Here is a 15,615-nt window from a genome sequence, read left to right as displayed (position 1 = left end):
TGGGGCGCCGCGCCAACAAAATTGCAGAGGAATGTGATGGCGGACAACTTCATCTGGCTGCGCGGAGAGATCGTTCGGCAGAGCCAGGCGTTCGTAAATGTTCTGTCTCCCGCGGCGCAGTTCGGATTGAACGTTTTCGAAGGCATCCGTTGCTATTGGAACGCGGAAGAAGGCATGCTCTACGCCTTCAGGCTGCAGGATCACTTGCATCGCCTGTTGCAGTCTTCACGCATAGTGAGTTTCGAATCGCCTTACTCCGTGGCGGAAATCGAACGCAGCTTCAGACATGCGATCGAGGCGAATGACTTTCTCTGCGACACAGCTGTACGACTTACGCTATTTGGCGATGGCGAAGGCTCTTGGAGCTCTTGCGAGCCGATTTCGATGTTTATCGCTCCAATGCCCAGGGCGCGCACCGACCTGCGCAAAATCCCTAAATTCGCAGCATGCGTGTCGTCCTGGGAACGGATCAACGACAATGTGCTTCCCCCGCGCGCAAAGGTCGGCGCAAACTATATAAATGGACGCTTCGCTCATCTGCAGGCGCGTCGGGACGGCTACGATCTTCCGATTTTTCTCGGAGCGGATCGTAAGGTTGCCGAAGGCGCCGGGGCCTGCCTCTTCATGGTCCGGTCAGGCGAGCTGATCACTCCGCCGACTACCTCCTCCGTACTCGACAGCATCACACGTGACACGGTAATCCGCATGGCGCGCGATATCGGAATCGAGGTGCGAGAACGAACGATCGATCGCACGGAGCTCTATCTCGCCGACGAGATCTTTCTCTGTGGAAGCGCGGCCGAAATTTCCCCGATCGTATCTGTCGACCGCTTCGAAGTGGGTCGAGGCGAGCCGGGGCCTCTCACGGTCGATATGCTGCACCGCTACCTCGCAGTGGCTTCGGGCGTGGACGGGCGCTACCCGGACTGGCGAACGGCAGTGAACCGCTCGAAAGCCGGTTCCCGCAGTCAAAACGAGCCGGAGGCGCGCGGCCGATGAAATTGTCCTATGAGCTTTTGGATCGCATAGCGGCAGAGCATGGGTCGACTTTCTATCTTCTGGATTCTTCGCGCTTCCGCCAAAATTTCGAAGCTCTCAGCGCGGCCTTCCGCAGCTACTATCCTAGCACGAGGGTCGCCTACTCCTACAAGACCAACTATGTGCCGAGGTTTTGCCAGATCATCGATCAGTTGGGCGGCTTCGCCGAGGTCGTCTCCAGCATGGAGCTGACTTTAGCTCGACGGATCGGCGTTCCCGATGAGAAAATATTCTTCAACGGCCCCTACAAAGAGCCGGCCTATGTGAAATCCTTGCTCGAAGGTGGTGGAACCGTCAATGTCGATTCCTGGGACGAGTTATGTGCGATCCGTCGAATGACGGACGGAATCCATGGGGCGCCATTCAAGCTCGGTCTACGCTGCAACTTCGACGTCCAGGATGGCGTCCTTTCACGCTTGGGCTTCGATGTGCATGGAGCGGCGTTCACGGAGGCGATTTCGCTCATCGACGCCAATCCGTCGCTCGCGTTGGCGGGTCTTCAGTGTCATTTCGCGACCCGCAGCCTGGCGTGCTGGGAGAACCGAACGAAAGGCATGATCGGCGTCATCGATCGACTCTTTCGCAACCGCGTGGCGAGCTTCGAATTCGTCAGCCTCGGCGGCGGAATGTATGGGCGAATGCCGCCGGAAATGATGGCGCAGTTTCCGGTCCCCATTCCGGAGTTCGACGACTACGCCGTCGCAGCGGCGAAGCCCTTCGCAGAGTTCTTAGGCGGCCTGGGCAAAAACCCGTCTCCGATTCTGATGGTCGAGCCTGGCACCGCTCTGGTCGCGGATGCGATGAGGTTCGTTTGCGCTGTCAATAGTATAAAGGACGTTCGCGGCCAATCCATCGTGACGCTCAGCGGAAGCTCGTACAACATCAATCCGACGCCGAATCGTAAGAACGTGCCGATCACGGTATTCTCCGCCACCGAGGGCGAGCACTTGGTGGAGAGAGCGAATTTTGCGGGCTATACATGTATCGAAGGTGACTATCTCTACAAAGGCTACACTGGACGGCTGTCTGTGGGCGATTATGTGGTGTTCGACGACGTCGGCTCCTACTCCGTTGTGATGAAGCCGCCGTTTATTCTGCCGAATGTCGCGATCCTGGAGCCTGATCCAGACGGCGTTTCATACCGGCTCATAAAGCGACGAGAAACGTACGAAGACGTATTTCAGTCATATGCCTTCGCATGAAGGGCGTGGTGTTCCATTAGCGTCACCGCCCTTAGCCTCTCGAGGCCGAGGAGACGACGCTCGATCGCTCGAGTCAATCAGCCCGAAAAACGTATTACATGTCGATCCGATTGCTCTATATCACCAAAGACCCCCGTGTCGCCCTGATCGCAGAAGCGGCGGGCGTGGATTGGATTTTCGTCGACCTCGAATATCGCGGCAAGAATCTCCGTCAGGTCGGTCGGAATACCGTCATTTCGGCGCACACAATCGAAGACGTCGAGGGGATTCGACAGGTGCTGACGAGATCGAGGTTGCTCGTCCGCGTCAACCCGCTCGGCGAGTGGAGCGAAGGCGAAGTCGACAGCGTGATCGCCGCCGGGGCGGACGCGGTGATGCTGCCGTTTTTCAAGACGAAAGATGAGGTCTGTCGTTTCGTCGGACTCGTCGGCGGTCGCGTCGAGGCTTGGTTGTTGCTCGAAACGGTAGACGCTGTCCGGGACGTAGACAAAATTCTGGAGGCGCCGGGTGTCGACTATGTCCATGTCGGGCTCAACGATTTGCACATCGAGCGCAAGACACGATTCATGTTCGAATTTCTCGTCGACGGCTCCATGGATGCATTGGCGCGCGAGATCCAGGCGACGGGAGTGGCCTTCGGAATTGGCGGCATGGCGCGCATCGGCGAGCTGATTCCGCCTGCCGAGCATATTCTCGCCGAACACTATCGGTTGGGATCCGTCGGCGTAATCCTCGCGCGTAGCTTTTGTTCACCGCCTATAAGCGATCAGAACGCAGAGTTCGCGGGACATTTCGCAGACGGTGTGCGTGCGATACGCGCAATGGAATCGTGGCTCGCCGATCAAGATGCGGCGTTCTTTGAATTCAACCGATTGCAGGTACAGCGCGAGGTTCGAACGGTGCTCGACTCGCTTTCGGAGAGTCCGTGACGCACAAAGTTTCGCAGATCTCAATTCAAACTCGCTTTCTTATCCGAGCGACGGACATCCTGCTTTCCGGCTTGGCGCTGCTATTGCTCGCTCCGCTGTTGGCGCTGATCATGCTGGCGCTGCGGCTTACGGGAGAGGGCGATGTCTTTTTCCGGCAGCGACGCATTGGAAAGGAAGGCCGAGAGTTCGAACTGTTTAAATTTGCGACGATGCTGAAGAACAGCCCGAGCATCGGTGCAGGCGAACTGACATTGGCCGACGACCCCAGGGTTCTCCCGCTCGGTCGTTTCCTACGTCGCGCCAAGCTCAACGAATTGCCGCAACTCCTCAATATTCTGAAGGGTGACTTGAGCATTATCGGACCGCGGCCGCAAACGTCGAGATTTTATAATTCTTATCGACCGGAGGATCGGGTCTATGTGTCCATGGTCCGCCCGGGTCTTTCGGGGGTCGGCTCGGTACTGTTTCGCGACGAGGAGAAGCTCCTCTCCGAAGTGGCCGATCCCATTCGCTTCGACCAGGAGGTCATCATGCCCTATAAGGGGCGGATCGAACGATGGTTCGTTTGTAACCAGTCAGTATCTCTGTATTTCGAACTGATATTCTCGACTTTGCTGGTCGTGCTTTGTCCCCGGAGGGGCTATCATCGAAGATTGCTTATTCGCCTTCCGCCGCCGCCGGAGGCGCTCCGCCGATTTCTCTGAGCTAAAAAATTAAGGCTGCACCGTTGCGAATGCGCTTTCGATCGGGTTCTGTCTCGGTCATCTCTCAGTGAAAATCAACGGCCTGATATCCGTTGACCCATCAACCCAGCGTTTGGTTTCGCCCATGGATCATGGCCCGTTCACGCCGTTTGCACCAGAACTCCTTCGCGTGGCCATCCCCAAAATTTGCTCCGCATCCGATACGGGTATTAACGGATAGATGCGCGATCCGAGGCCGGGCTATTTTAACACCGCGCCTGCGGGGTCTCCTCCTCGACGGATCGAGCCCATGCTCACCCGTTGTGCGGTAGCTTGGAAGCGTTTCGCGCCCGCAGAGAAGAAAATTTTCGACGGCTCGAATGGCCGTCGTGACGCGCCCCCGAAGTTTCATCCAGCAGTGAGTTACGTCCGCGGGTGTGGTGAATTGCGCCCCAAAACTGGGCCAGCCAGAACCAAAGAACAGCAGAGGGCCGCTCGCCTGAACGAGGCGAAATCCTGCGTGGAAAGAGCGAACGGTATGGTGTGCCTGTTTACACGGGTTGTTGGTGTCGGAGTCGAAACCGCAGACATGCTCATGCGACCGAGGAAGTGCAACTGGTGATCGAGGCGTTCGGGAAGGTGTGGTCGCAGCTCGAGGTAATGACGTGAGCCGCGAAGTCGAACGAGCGGTCGCGGCCAAAGGCGCTTTTCCCTTGCGTCTAGAGGGGCCTCGGTTGCTCGTGCGGAGCTTCACGGTCGACGACATTCAGCCGACCTATGTAGCTTGGCTGAACGACCCTGAGGTCGTTCGGTTCAGCAATCAAAGATTTCGTCGGCACGACGAGGAAACCTGCCAAATCTATCTGTCCGGCTTCGAAGGCTCGAGCAACTACTTCCTGGCCATTGTCCTACGAGAAAGTGGACGCATGATCGGCACAATGACGGCGTATTGTAACGAACATCACCAGACCGCCGACATCGGCGTGATGCTGGGCGCACGCGAAGCTTGGGGCAAGGGTTTCGGGCTGGAGGCGTTCTCGCTGGTTCTGAACTGGTTGCTGGCCCGATCGGACATCCGCAAAGTCACGGCCGGCACGCTCGCGCACAACATCGGCATGATTCGGATCATGGAGCGCGCCGGTCTGCGCCTGGAGGCGACCCGCCGGGCGCAGGAACTGCTCGACGGGCAGCCTGCGGATATCGTCTACTATGGCCGATTCAAAGACGCCTGACCTTCCATCTCCGCTCGCCGTGGTGTGCCACGACGCCGGCGCGGCTAATCTGATTTTGCCTTGGATCAAGGACTGGCGTGGAGAACTGCGCGCTTGCATGTTCGGACCTGCCAGCAGGCTGTGGGCGAACTACTTCCAAGAACGGCCTTTGCAGGAAGACATGCCGACTGCTTTGCTCGGCGCCGCCGTGCTGTTGAGCGGCACGGGCTGGGCCAGCGATATCGAGCATCTCGCCCGTATCGAGGCCGCGCGCCTGGGAATCCACAGCATCGGCGTCATCGATCATTGGGCCAACTACGCGGCGCGATTTGAACGGAACGGCTTCCGTCAGTTGCCCAATGAAATATGGGTCGCCGACGTCCATGCGGAAGCGCTTGCGCGGCGAACGTTTCCGCAAACGCGAGTGTTCCGGCGGCCCAATCTCTATGTCAGGGAGCAGCTCTCGCGCATCGGCCCGTCTCCCGGAAAGGAGCGGATCCTTTACGTGCTGGAGCCGGTTCGCAGCGATTGGGGCCAGGGAACGCCCGGCGAATTCCAGGCGCTCGATTACGCCTTGTCGCGCCTCGCCCTGCTCGCCCCCGCTTCCAACTCGATTCTCACCTTGCGGCCCCATCCCGCGGAGTCCGCGGAGAAGTATCAAGTGTATGCGGACCGGCACCCATACATTCGTTTGGACCGTGCGCCGGACTTGTCGGCCGCCATTTCAGATGCCGATATAGTGATCGGCGTTGAATCGTTTGCTCTGACGCTGGCGCTCGGAGCAGGTCGGCGAGTGTTCAGCACGCTGCCGCCTTGGGCGCCGCCGCTGCGCTTACCTCATCAGGGCATAATCCAAATCAGGCATCTGCCCCAGGAATAAAATTCTACGCGTGGGGCGTTTGCCCGCGCGATTGACGAGGAGCAAGTTCTATGCAGACAGCGACCTCCACGCCTTTTGAGAGCCTTCGCTACTGCGTGCGTTGCTGCATGCCTGAAACCCAAGAAGGCGTAAAATTCGACGACCAGGGCATCTGCCAAGCTTGTCAGTCATCTGAACAGAAAATCCATATCAATTGGGTCGAACGCGAAAAGCGCCTTCGGAATTTACTTGAAAACGCGAAGGCGAAGGCCGGGAACAATTACGATTGCATCGTCCCGATCAGCGGCGGCAAGGACAGCGTCTTCCAATTGCACGTGCTGGTCAAAGTTTATGGCATGAAGCCTTTGACCGTCACGTTCAGCCACAACTGGTACAGCGAGACGGGTTGGTACAATCTTCAGAACGCGCTGCAGCAGTTCGACGTCGATCACGTCATGTTCACCCCGAACCGAGGCTTGGTGAACCGGCTCGCTCGTCGGTCGCTGGGAATGATCGGCGACGCCTGCTGGCATTGCCACGCCGGCGTCGGGGCCTTTCCTCTGCAGGCCGCTGTTCGTTTCAATATTCCTTTACTCATCTGGGGCGAGTCCGTCGCGGAATCCTCTGGAAGAGCCTCATATGAAGATCCCGTTCACAAGTTCGATCGCGAGTACTTTACAAAGGTTTCAGCCAAACGATCGCCGAAGGAAATGACCTGCGGCGCCCTTTCCGAACGCGATCTGTATCCTTTCAACGTGCCGTCTCTCGAAGACGTTGAACGGGTGGGCGTCCACGGCATTCACCTTGGCGACTACATATTTTGGGACGAGGAGCGCCAGACCGAATTTATTTGCCAGGAATACGGTTGGAAGGAAACGGAGATGGAGGGTGCCTACAAAGGCTACAAGAGCGCGGAATGCATCATGGCCGGCGTTCACGACTTCACCTGCTATCTCAAGCGCGGTTATGGCCGTGCGACATTCCAGGCGTGCGTCGATGTGCGCAACGGTCTCATGACGCGCGAAGAGGGTTTCAAGATCGCCCAGGCGATCGATTCGGAGCGTCCGGGCGCTTTGGACTATTACTTGAAAATCACAGATCTTTCCGAGAGCGAGTTTTACGAGACGATGCGGCAGCTCAAACATCTCAAGCTGATCGACATTAATCCGCCCGTTCACCCCAAGCAGCGCCAGAACCGGGAAGTGACTGTGCCATTCTTCGAGCAACTGATCGCTAAGCACCGCTACCGTCAAGACCCACGTGAAGAGGCCTAGACGCATGTTCAGGCGGTTTTCGATTTCTGAAATTCATAGCCAGATGGAAACGGGCAGGTTGCATCCCATCGATGTCGCGGAGGAATGTATCTCCCGTGTCGAACGATTCGATCGCTACCGGCCCTGGGTCTGCTTCGATCCCGAGGCGCTCCGACGAGGAGCAGACGCCGTCGAGGAGAGGCTGGCGTCAAAGCAACCCCTACGTAGCTTGGAGGGTATCCCGTTAGGAATAAAGGACGTGTTCAACACGTCGGACTTCCCGACCGAAATGGGCAGCGAGATCTGGCGGGGCTTTACTCCCGGCAACGACGCTCGAGTGGTTTACTACTTGAGGATGGTGGGCGGATTGATCGCCGGAAAGACGGTGACCGCCGAGTTCGCGGTGCATGCTCTCAATGAGACACTCAATCCTCACAATGTCGAACTGACGCCGGGCACGTCGTCCAGCGGCTCGGCGGTAGGGGTCGCCCTCGGCATGGTTCCCGTGGCGTTCGGCACACAGACCGGCGGCTCCATCATCCGTCCGGCGAGTTTCTGCGGGATTTACGGCTTCAAGCCGTCTTTTGGGTTGCTTCCCAGGACTGGGGCCTTGAAAACGACGGACAGTCTCGACACGATCGGATTCTTCGTGTCGCACCCGTCTGATCTTCGGCGCGTGTTGGAAGTCTCCCGGGTGCACGGCCCGAACTTCCCGTTCAGCTATTCCGCGCTCAAAGACGACAAAAGGCAAAACAAGCCCAAGGAGCGACCGTGGCGTGTGGCTTTGGTAAAGACGCATACATGGCGGCATGCCCCAGATTACGCCAAAGACGCTCTACTGAGCTTCGCCACGAAGTTGGGCGAGCACGGAGTGCATATGTTCGAACGGGAGCTTCCAGCCGAAATGGAGCAGGCTCATCAGGTTCATTCGGTCATTTACGATAAGTGCCTATCTTACTACTTCAGGGAAGAGTATAAAACTCTGGGCCGTATATCGGAAGTTATGCGGAATATGATCGCCAGAGGTGAGCAAATCACGGGCGGTCAATTTCATGCAGCGCTCGAAATGCAGAATAGACTGATCGCTGAGATGGATCGATTCCTGTCGGATACCGATGCCATTATCTCCTTGTCCACGGCTGGCGCCGCCCCCAAGCGTCACGTGCTCGAGGAGCCCGATCCGGCTCTGATGTGGACGTTGACGCATCTCCCCGCCATCAGCGTTCCCGCCTTCCAGTCGCCACAAGGCGCGCCGTTCGGTCTTCAGATCGCGGCTAGAAAATACAATGATCATCTGCTGCTGAACTTGATCGACGATCTTTGGATGAGCGGCGTGGCGCCGGCCGGTCCGTCTCCTCTGCTGTCGTTCTGGTAAACGACGCGGCCCCGTTCCTCCTACCAGGTGGTTGTGGCGCGCATGCCGGATGGCAAGCTAGACAAGCGAATTGAAAAGATGAGCGCTAAAGTCTATCGCGATTTTTGGAACGCCTATGTGGAAATCCAACGTGGAAAGTCGGTCGACACGAGCGCCCTGGCGGCGACGCTCGTGTCTCTGAAGCCCGCGGCTTACACGTCTGTCTCCGGCAATCTGCTAGCCGTATTTAATTCAGGCCGATTGGCCGACACGGATATCCTTCGCTCCGTGTCGATGCGGCGGCATTTTCTCACGGGAGAAGACGTGTCGGCAAGCCGTTTCATCTTCGCGGACGTTAGGATCGACAGATATGCTGGAAATCGGTTTTCGCTCCGTCGCACGACGTTGATTTGGATCCTGAAACACTTTCCAAGTTTCGTGTCGGGGCTGTTGTCTGGTCGATGCCTCGCTGCCGGATTGATAAGCGTCTATCAAACTATGTTTCGCGTGCATGAGATTACGAAGCTGGAACTGTTCTCATCCAACAGCCGCTCGATTGAGTTATTGCGAATCGCAGCTATTGCAGAAGGCCTACAAATTACTGAATATTTGCACGGAATATGTTCAGATATTTTTTCGAGTTACTATTTATTATTACACAGTATGGCAGCAGATGGACAAGCTAGCTACGTGAATATGGTGCCAAAACTGCCGCAACCGGCCATTATCCGTGATCATCTTCTATGGCACAATTCGTTGGAGGTTTTCTATCAGAATGAGGCGCCGTGGAGCCCGCCCTCTGAAGAAAAAAGAACAGATGTGCTGATCGTCGGGAGCGCGGTCGCGGGTAAAAGCTACTGGGATACTGAACATTTTATCGAAGACAAGGCTTTGATAGAGTTTTGTAAATCTAACAATATTCATGCTGTATATTGTCCGCACCCAGATATTTACTCAGAGGCGTCGAGTCGTATTCCGTACGATATTCAAATAGGACGTTTTCGAGAGCATGTGAACTCCTGCAGGGTGTTGGTAGGCCACTACAGCACGGCCATATTCGTCGCTCATCTTTTTGGAAAGAAGATATTTATGTTCAAGACGGCATTGCGCATTCTGCCAGACTACTTCGTTTCAGAAATGTTCGATTCCGCTAATGTGACTCTCGATAATGCATCTCTTCTCGAATTCTTGGCGACGGAGGCGTCCGACGTCATTGTCGATGGCGACGCCTACCGAGGCCCAGGGATATCACTTCAACATGAATCGAAGACATTTATTTGGAAAAGCCCGGAGGCGATGTGTCGATCTTCACGCGTCGACAGAATTGAACAATCGTAACCGATATGAGTGTATCGCAATCGGCGAGGGAAATCCGACATGACGCCCGCTGAAGCCTCGGTGGTTTGGGTCAACGCTCCCGGCGAACTGGAAATACGGACCGAAGCCTTGAGAGCGCCAGACGACAAGGATTTGCTTTGTCAAACGATTGTTTCCGCAATCTCCCCGGGCACCGAACTCGCTGCGTATAAAGGGCTGCCAGCGCTGCGCTCTGGGCCGAACTATCCGCGCTTGGTCGGTTACTGCAATGTCGCTCGAGTGCTCGAGACGGGAAACCACGTGACCCGCTTCAGAACCGGCGACCGCGTGCTCACATTCACGTCGCATCGCAGCGCCTTTGTTGTCGCGGAAGACGAGGTTCTCTATCGGTTACCCGAATCGGCGTCGGCGGATGACATTGTTTGCGCTTATTTGTTCCACTTGGGCTACAATGCGGTGCTGAGAGGGAATGCGCGGGCCGGAAGTCGTGTCTTGGTCATCGGACTTGGCCCTTTGGGCTTGACTACGGTCGCGATGGCTTCGGTGGCGGGAGCGCAGGTCTACGCTTTGTCCGATCAAGGCGGACCGGCGGCGATCGCCCGAGAATTCGGGGCGGAGGCAGTCTTTGCTCGACATGATCGCGCCGCAATGATCGAGGCGCTCGGGTCAGATCTGGCGGATTTGGTCGTTTCGACCACCAACGGATGGAATGATTGGGAGACGGCGCTAGCGGCGGCTGGAAAAATGGGGATTATCGGCGTCTTGGGATTTCCGGGCCGCGGAGAGCCTGCACCCACCATCAATCCGTTGGCTAGTCAGTACTTTTACATGAAGCAGCTTCGCATCGAAGCTGTTGGCCTATCTCCTGAGCATCCCGACAGTCGAGGCTTCAGTCGGTTCAACGTAAGATCCAATCTGGACTATTTGGCGAGACAAATCGCGAGCGGCCACTTGAGGTCTTCGCTACTTGTGTCGGGCGCCTATGAAGGTTTGGATATCCGTTCGGCATACCGAGACTTGGATTCCCGACGCTCGTCTCCGACCACGTATCTTCTACGATGGAGCGCCGTCTGAAAATGGAGCATTACTTCGACGCCGCGGTTATTGGATGCGGGCGCATGGGCGCCTTTACCAGTGAAACCATGATTGCGCACGGGCCGCCCTGCTGGCTTCCGCTGAGCCATGCGGAAGCCATTTTGTCCCACCCTCGCTTGAAGCTAAAGGCCTTGTGCGACACCAGCCTCGAGGCCCTGAACCGGGCCGGCGAGAAGTTCGGCGTGCAGCGTCGCTACGCTAATCCCAGTGACTTGCTCAAAGCAGAAAAACCCGCTCTGCTTGGCCTCGCCACGCGAACATTCGGGCGGGCGGCTTTGATCCACGAGGCCGTGGATGCGGGAACCAGAGCGATTCACGCGGAAAAACCGCTTTGCAACAGCATGGCTGAACTCGAGAAGTTACGGACGCTGTTTGCATCGAAGGAGCTTTTCGTAACCTGGGGAGCGATCCGGCGGCATCTTGACGTCTACAGACAAGCCTTGGCGCTGGCGAGGTCAGGGCGATACGGAGCCTTGCGGGAGGTGCGGGTCACTTTCGGCTCGGCGCCGCTCTATTGGACTCACTCTCATTCCGTAGATCTATTGCTGTTCGCCGCTTTCGGTCGCCGAGTCGCTGGAGTTCACGCCGTGCTGGACAATGTGGTAAGAGACGGACCTGCCACGTCGGTGACGTCCGATCCTCGGGTGATTTCAGCGAGCGTATATTTCGAAGGAGGCTTGGTCGGTCATATCACCCAGGCGTTGGGTCACGATTTCATCCTTTCCTGCGAGCATGGCGAAATCACAGTTCGCGCCAATGGTGCGGGGCTGGATGTTTATTCGGTTAAAGATGGCGGCGTATATGCGAGCTTCGCGGATTTGGAACTCGAGCCAGTCGAGCGTCCACAGGGGTCGCTCAGTCCCATCCGGCAATTGGTTCACTGCCTGGAAGGAGAAGAGAAAAGTATTCATGAAAATACCCTGCTAAAGCAAGATATAATTGATGCTCAGCTGATCACATTTGCGATGCTGCAGTCTCATATTCAAGAGTCTAAACTTATAAACATAGGCTCTATCGATCCCAACATAATTATCTTCGCGAAAACTGCAGGAAGATGCGCCTAATTTGCCGAGGGGCGGGCTCATGGATGTTGCTAGCTCGCAACATCCATGAGCTGTTCCGAGTTCACCGCCAGGATCGCCGACGAATGTCCTCGAGGCATTCGTCACGAATCAAATGACCGTCAACGAAAACTTCCTCGAGCAGATTTTCCTCGCCCTCGCGGCGCTCTTCCGCGCGAATGGTGCGCGGCGCGCCGTCTCTGAGAACCAGAGCGAGACGGCCCTTTTTCGAAGCTTTGCCGGGATCGCCGATCGGCTGCTTGAACACGTCGACCCACTCTCCGCCGCTGCGGACGGCGCTCGTCTTCATCGCGAATTTCAGCGTGTCGCGATCGAGCTTCTGCAGCAGCGCGCCGCCCATGCCGAAAGCGATATTGTCGGCCGCGAAACCTTTCGCGCGCAGATTGGCGAGGATGGCCGCGATCGAGACTTCGTCGACGCCGTCGCCCTGAATGACGCGGACGCAATCCGGCAGCACGCGAAACCCTTTGGAGTTGGTCGCGGCGCCGAATTTCTCGGCGAGTATCTCGGCGATCTCCACCGGAGTCGTGGTCGGATCGCCGGAGTCGGGCCGCACCACCAGCGTTCCGCCCATTTCGCGAACCTGCGAGGCGAGGCTGCCGCCCCAAATCTCCGCTGTCGCGCGATAGACGTCATAGCTGTCGGAGACGACGGCCAGCGTTTTTCCGGCTCCTCCGAAATTGCGCAGCATATTGGCGTAGGCCTGCGTCTCGCGCTCGCGGCCCCAGGAGGTGATCGTCGAATGCTCGGCGGCCGGGATAGAGAATCCGGCCATGGGCTCGTGATAGACGCGCCGCGCCAAAGCGAGCGCCGCGAGCGTGTCCGTGCCACGAAAATTGACGAGATGCGCGAGGCCGCCGATCGAGGCGCTCTCGCTGCTCGAAGCGCCGCGCGCACCGAAGTCGTGCAGCGCGAAGGCCAGGCGCTCCAACGGAGCGTCCGACGTCTCGCGCCAGGCGGCGTCGATGATCTTCTTCAAATGCCAAGAGCGCGTCGCCACCGTCGTCGGATACCAGACGGCGCGCAAAAGCGCGGTCTCGAGATAGGAGACGATCCAAGGAACGCGCGGGTCCGTGTTGACGATCTGCACGAGCGCATTGCCGGTCGGCAGCACTGTGCCCTCGCGGACCGCCTCGATGCGCACCGGCATATGGCCGCCATGGGCGTTCAGCACATGGTCCCAGCCGGCGCGGTTGAAAGGCTCGCCGTGCGCGAGCAGCATCTCTTCCGCCTCGTCTACATCGGCGCGCGTGATCGGCTGCGTCAGCACATCTTTCAGAAAGATCTGCAAGCCGAAGAACAAGCTCTGCGCAAATTCGCCGCCGCGCGATTCGATATAGCTCGAGACATATTCCGTCCCGGGCGGATATTGCAGAAAATGGCTGGCTTTGTAGCTATCGGCGTCGAGAATTCTGCTGATGCGAGTCATGTCTGGAATCTCCTCCAGCTCGAAACGGGCGCCCGGACTCCCCGGACGCCAAAGTAAAAAATCAGTCGATCAACGCGCCCGTCATCTCGCGGATGATGGCGGCGTGGTCCTCGAAAAACTGGTCGGCGCTCAAACGGCCCAGCTCATGCCAGGACGCGCTCGCCGCATCGTCGTCGCCGCGCACCGAGAACATGGGCTTGCGCGCCGGAAGGTCGAAGAGAAAGGCCTGGGTCACGACGCGGCCGCGCTCGGAGCGGTCGGGATGGTCGAATAGCCGCGTCTTGGTCTCGTCGATGAAGGAGGCTAGCATGGCCGGAGGGATTTCGCCCTTCTGGTCGGAGATTTTGGTCTCCTCCTTCAATTCGCGCACAGCCGCGTCGCGAAAGCTCTCATTGGGATCGACATGGCCGCCGGGCAGGGCGAGCAGCCCGGCGCCGGGACGGCGAGCGCGCTCCACCAGGAGAATATGGCCCGACTGAACGACGACCGCATCGACGCAATTGATGAAGACAGGGTAGGGCGTCTTGCCCCATGCGGCCTTGTAATCGCGATAGAACTCCGTCTCCCCGACCAGCCATTTGAAGGCGTCGGTCAGCATGAAGCGGGCTAGAAACTCGCTGGTCTCCGCAGGACAGAGCGGCGCGTCGGGAATGCGCGGCGCGCGGCGCAAATAATCCTCGCGCAGATCGGTCGAATTGAGCGTGCCATGCTGCGTCCGCACATCGACCGCATCCCAATTGGGAAACATGCGCAGATAATAGGAGGACTTGTCCTTGCTGTGGCCGATGAGGCCGACCGAAGCGCGTTCCGAGCCGCCGTCCTCGGCGATGGCCTCGTCGACGCTGCGCTGGACATGGGCGATCCAGGCGCGGTCATTGTAGAGAAAATCTGGCAGCGGCCGCACGAGAATGCGATCGGGCGCAGCCTCGATCGCGCCGCGGGCGGCCAGGATCGTGTCGTGCCGCTCCTCATAGGTGAAAGGGTTGCGCGGAGACCGCGCCGCATTCGACGAGCCGACCAGCACGATGAGCTTGCGCCCGGCGGCGAGCGCCCGGCGCATGACATGGAGATGGCCATTGTGAAGGGGCTGAAAACGCCCGATGAACACGAGATAATCGTGCTTTTGCGCCGATGCGCTCATATTCAGGTCTCCCCTGAAAGATTTGGGGTCTCGGACTCCCCGAAACATGCTGGACTTAGCGCAAACTAGGGCGGCGGTCAATGGCCTTGTCTCGACTAGCCCCTCGGCTCGATGACGCGCGGCAAAGCGACGGTCCAGTTCTGGAGAATGAATTCCATTGTCGACACATCATGGCCCGCCGTTGTCGGTCGAGCCGTGGTCGACGACGTATGCATCGCGCTATATTCTCCTGAAGACAACCGAGACGCCGATGAAAGCCCCGCACGAGAGCGCCTTCCGCTACGCCACGAACGCCGACCCTTTGCGCGAGGCGTTTCTCCGTCGCTCCATGGATACGATCACGCGGATTGCCGCGCATGCCGATCTGAAAATACTTTCTGAAGCGCTTGCCGCCTCGACCGGTTTCGGAGCCCTCGCGCGCGTGCTGGCGGACACCGCGACCACCGAAGCCGCGCTTGTCGATCTGGACCCGCTGGCCCCGCTCGTGGCGCGGAATGCGGAACATCGCGTCCAGATCCTCGACGCGGCGGGAGGCACGTTTTCCTCGACCGAGGCCGCGCAACAGCTCGGAGTCAGCCGGCAAGCGATCGAAAAGCGCCGTCGCGCCAATACGTTGCTGGCGGTGCGCATAGGCGGCGATTGGCGCTATCCGCGTTGCCAGTTCGACGAAGCCAAGGGGACGGTCGTCGCCGGGCTGCCGAAGCTTCTCGACGTCTTCGCCGAAGCCGGTCCTTGGGTCGCGATGGATTTTTTGTTGACGCCCGACGAAGTTCTCGGAAACGAGACGCCGATGCAGAGGCTACGACGTGAGGGACTGACGCCGGAGCTGGAACGTCTCGCCCGGGTCGAACAAGGCGACGGCTTCGCGTGAGCCCGGTCCGAGGCCCTTCGGGCGTCGCGGCTTTCCCGGCGGCTACTCTTGCCACAGCAGCGCTACCGATCGAGGGCGATGTCACATTAACGGGTGGGTAAGCCAAGTGGGGCGATCTTCAAGCCATGAGACCGTTGCCCGTGAGCTACAA

The 15,615-nt window shown here is 58.3% G+C and carries 14 protein-coding genes; 12 read left to right on the top strand and 2 right to left on the bottom strand.

Going from position 1 to position 15,615, the window contains the following annotated elements:
- Positions 1-36 precede the first annotated feature (36 nt).
- From ilvE to ACT53T_RS18700, 11 genes are all read left to right on the top strand, one after another.
- Positions 37-999, top strand: a complete 963-nt coding sequence (gene ilvE / locus ACT53T_RS18750; RefSeq protein WP_476162387.1) for a branched-chain-amino-acid transaminase — start codon at positions 37-39, stop codon at positions 997-999.
- Complete coding sequence (locus ACT53T_RS18745) at positions 996-2,240, top strand: alanine racemase (RefSeq protein WP_476162386.1); 1,245 nt, start codon at positions 996-998, stop codon at positions 2,238-2,240. The genes ilvE and ACT53T_RS18745 overlap by 4 nt, the downstream gene beginning before the upstream one ends.
- A 110-nt stretch (positions 2,241-2,350) precedes the next feature.
- Complete coding sequence (locus ACT53T_RS18740; protein WP_476162385.1) at positions 2,351-3,169, top strand: aldolase/citrate lyase family protein; 819 nt, start codon at positions 2,351-2,353, stop codon at positions 3,167-3,169.
- Positions 3,166-3,873, top strand: coding sequence for a sugar transferase (locus tag ACT53T_RS18735; protein WP_476162384.1), 708 nt, complete (start codon positions 3,166-3,168; stop codon positions 3,871-3,873). Before ACT53T_RS18740 ends, ACT53T_RS18735 begins: the two co-directional genes overlap by 4 nt.
- 644 nt (positions 3,874-4,517) lie before the next feature.
- Entirely contained in the window at positions 4,518-5,084 is a 567-nt protein-coding gene (locus ACT53T_RS18730; protein ID WP_400770546.1) for a GNAT family N-acetyltransferase, read from the top strand.
- Positions 5,062-5,943 (top strand): hypothetical protein, encoded by an 882-nt coding sequence (locus tag ACT53T_RS18725; RefSeq protein ID WP_476162383.1) that lies wholly within the window; start codon positions 5,062-5,064, stop codon positions 5,941-5,943. Before ACT53T_RS18730 ends, ACT53T_RS18725 begins: the two co-directional genes overlap by 23 nt.
- Positions 5,944-5,993: 50 nt before the next feature.
- Entirely contained in the window at positions 5,994-7,196 is a 1,203-nt protein-coding gene (locus ACT53T_RS18720) for an N-acetyl sugar amidotransferase (protein WP_476162382.1), read from the top strand.
- Positions 7,197-7,200: 4 nt separating this feature from the next.
- On the top strand, positions 7,201-8,550 hold the full coding sequence (locus ACT53T_RS18715; RefSeq protein ID WP_476162381.1) for an amidase: 1,350 nt from the start codon (positions 7,201-7,203) through the stop codon (positions 8,548-8,550).
- A 42-nt stretch (positions 8,551-8,592) separates the two neighbouring features.
- Positions 8,593-9,867, top strand: a complete 1,275-nt coding sequence (locus ACT53T_RS18710) for a hypothetical protein (protein ID WP_476162380.1) — start codon at positions 8,593-8,595, stop codon at positions 9,865-9,867.
- Between the two features lie 39 nt (positions 9,868-9,906).
- Positions 9,907-10,920: a zinc-binding dehydrogenase gene (locus ACT53T_RS18705; RefSeq protein WP_476162379.1), complete on the top strand. Its 1,014-nt coding sequence runs from the start codon at positions 9,907-9,909 to the stop codon at positions 10,918-10,920.
- Positions 10,921-10,922: 2 nt separating this feature from the next.
- Positions 10,923-12,005, top strand: coding sequence for a Gfo/Idh/MocA family protein (locus ACT53T_RS18700; RefSeq protein WP_476162378.1), 1,083 nt, complete (start codon positions 10,923-10,925; stop codon positions 12,003-12,005).
- A gap of 61 nt (positions 12,006-12,066) precedes the next feature.
- Here the strand turns inward: ACT53T_RS18700 and ACT53T_RS18695 are convergent, their stop codons facing one another.
- Together ACT53T_RS18695 and ACT53T_RS18690 are read right to left on the bottom strand one after the other, a co-directional pair.
- Positions 12,067-13,452, bottom strand: a complete 1,386-nt coding sequence (locus ACT53T_RS18695; protein WP_476162377.1) for a nicotinate phosphoribosyltransferase — start codon at positions 13,450-13,452, stop codon at positions 12,067-12,069.
- 61 nt (positions 13,453-13,513) lie between these two features.
- On the bottom strand, positions 13,514-14,593 hold the full coding sequence (locus tag ACT53T_RS18690) for a bifunctional nicotinamide-nucleotide adenylyltransferase/Nudix hydroxylase (protein ID WP_476162376.1): 1,080 nt from the start codon (positions 14,591-14,593) through the stop codon (positions 13,514-13,516).
- Positions 14,594-14,750: 157 nt separating this feature from the next.
- On the opposite strand from ACT53T_RS18690, the gene ACT53T_RS18685 reads away from it, so the two are divergent.
- Positions 14,751-15,464, top strand: a complete 714-nt coding sequence (locus ACT53T_RS18685) for a helix-turn-helix domain-containing protein (protein ID WP_476162375.1) — start codon at positions 14,751-14,753, stop codon at positions 15,462-15,464.
- The last annotated feature ends 151 nt before the right edge of the window (positions 15,465-15,615 follow it).

Source organism: Methylosinus sp. DMC45 (genome assembly GCF_056313885.1).
This window is presented reverse-complemented; position numbering and strand designations above follow the sequence as displayed.

What these genes read in the sequence shown, in the direction of transcription:
- ilvE (WP_476162387.1), top strand. Translation starts at nt 37, where the DNA reads ATGGCGGACAACTTCATCTGGCTGCGCGGAGAGATCGTTCGGCAGAGC.
- ACT53T_RS18745 (WP_476162386.1), top strand. Translation starts at nt 996, where the DNA reads ATGAAATTGTCCTATGAGCTTTTGGATCGCATAGCGGCAGAGCATGGG.
- ACT53T_RS18725 (WP_476162383.1), top strand. Translation starts at nt 5,062, where the DNA reads ATGGCCGATTCAAAGACGCCTGACCTTCCATCTCCGCTCGCCGTGGTG.
- ACT53T_RS18720 (WP_476162382.1), top strand. Translation starts at nt 5,994, where the DNA reads ATGCAGACAGCGACCTCCACGCCTTTTGAGAGCCTTCGCTACTGCGTG.
- ACT53T_RS18715 (WP_476162381.1), top strand. Translation starts at nt 7,201, where the DNA reads ATGTTCAGGCGGTTTTCGATTTCTGAAATTCATAGCCAGATGGAAACG.
- ACT53T_RS18710 (WP_476162380.1), top strand. Translation starts at nt 8,593, where the DNA reads ATGCCGGATGGCAAGCTAGACAAGCGAATTGAAAAGATGAGCGCTAAA.
- ACT53T_RS18705 (WP_476162379.1), top strand. Translation starts at nt 9,907, where the DNA reads ATGACGCCCGCTGAAGCCTCGGTGGTTTGGGTCAACGCTCCCGGCGAA.
- ACT53T_RS18700 (WP_476162378.1), top strand. Translation starts at nt 10,923, where the DNA reads ATGGAGCATTACTTCGACGCCGCGGTTATTGGATGCGGGCGCATGGGC.
- ACT53T_RS18695 (WP_476162377.1), bottom strand. Translation starts at nt 13,452, where the DNA reads ATGACTCGCATCAGCAGAATTCTCGACGCCGATAGCTACAAAGCCAGC.
- ACT53T_RS18690 (WP_476162376.1), bottom strand. Translation starts at nt 14,593, where the DNA reads ATGAGCGCATCGGCGCAAAAGCACGATTATCTCGTGTTCATCGGGCGT.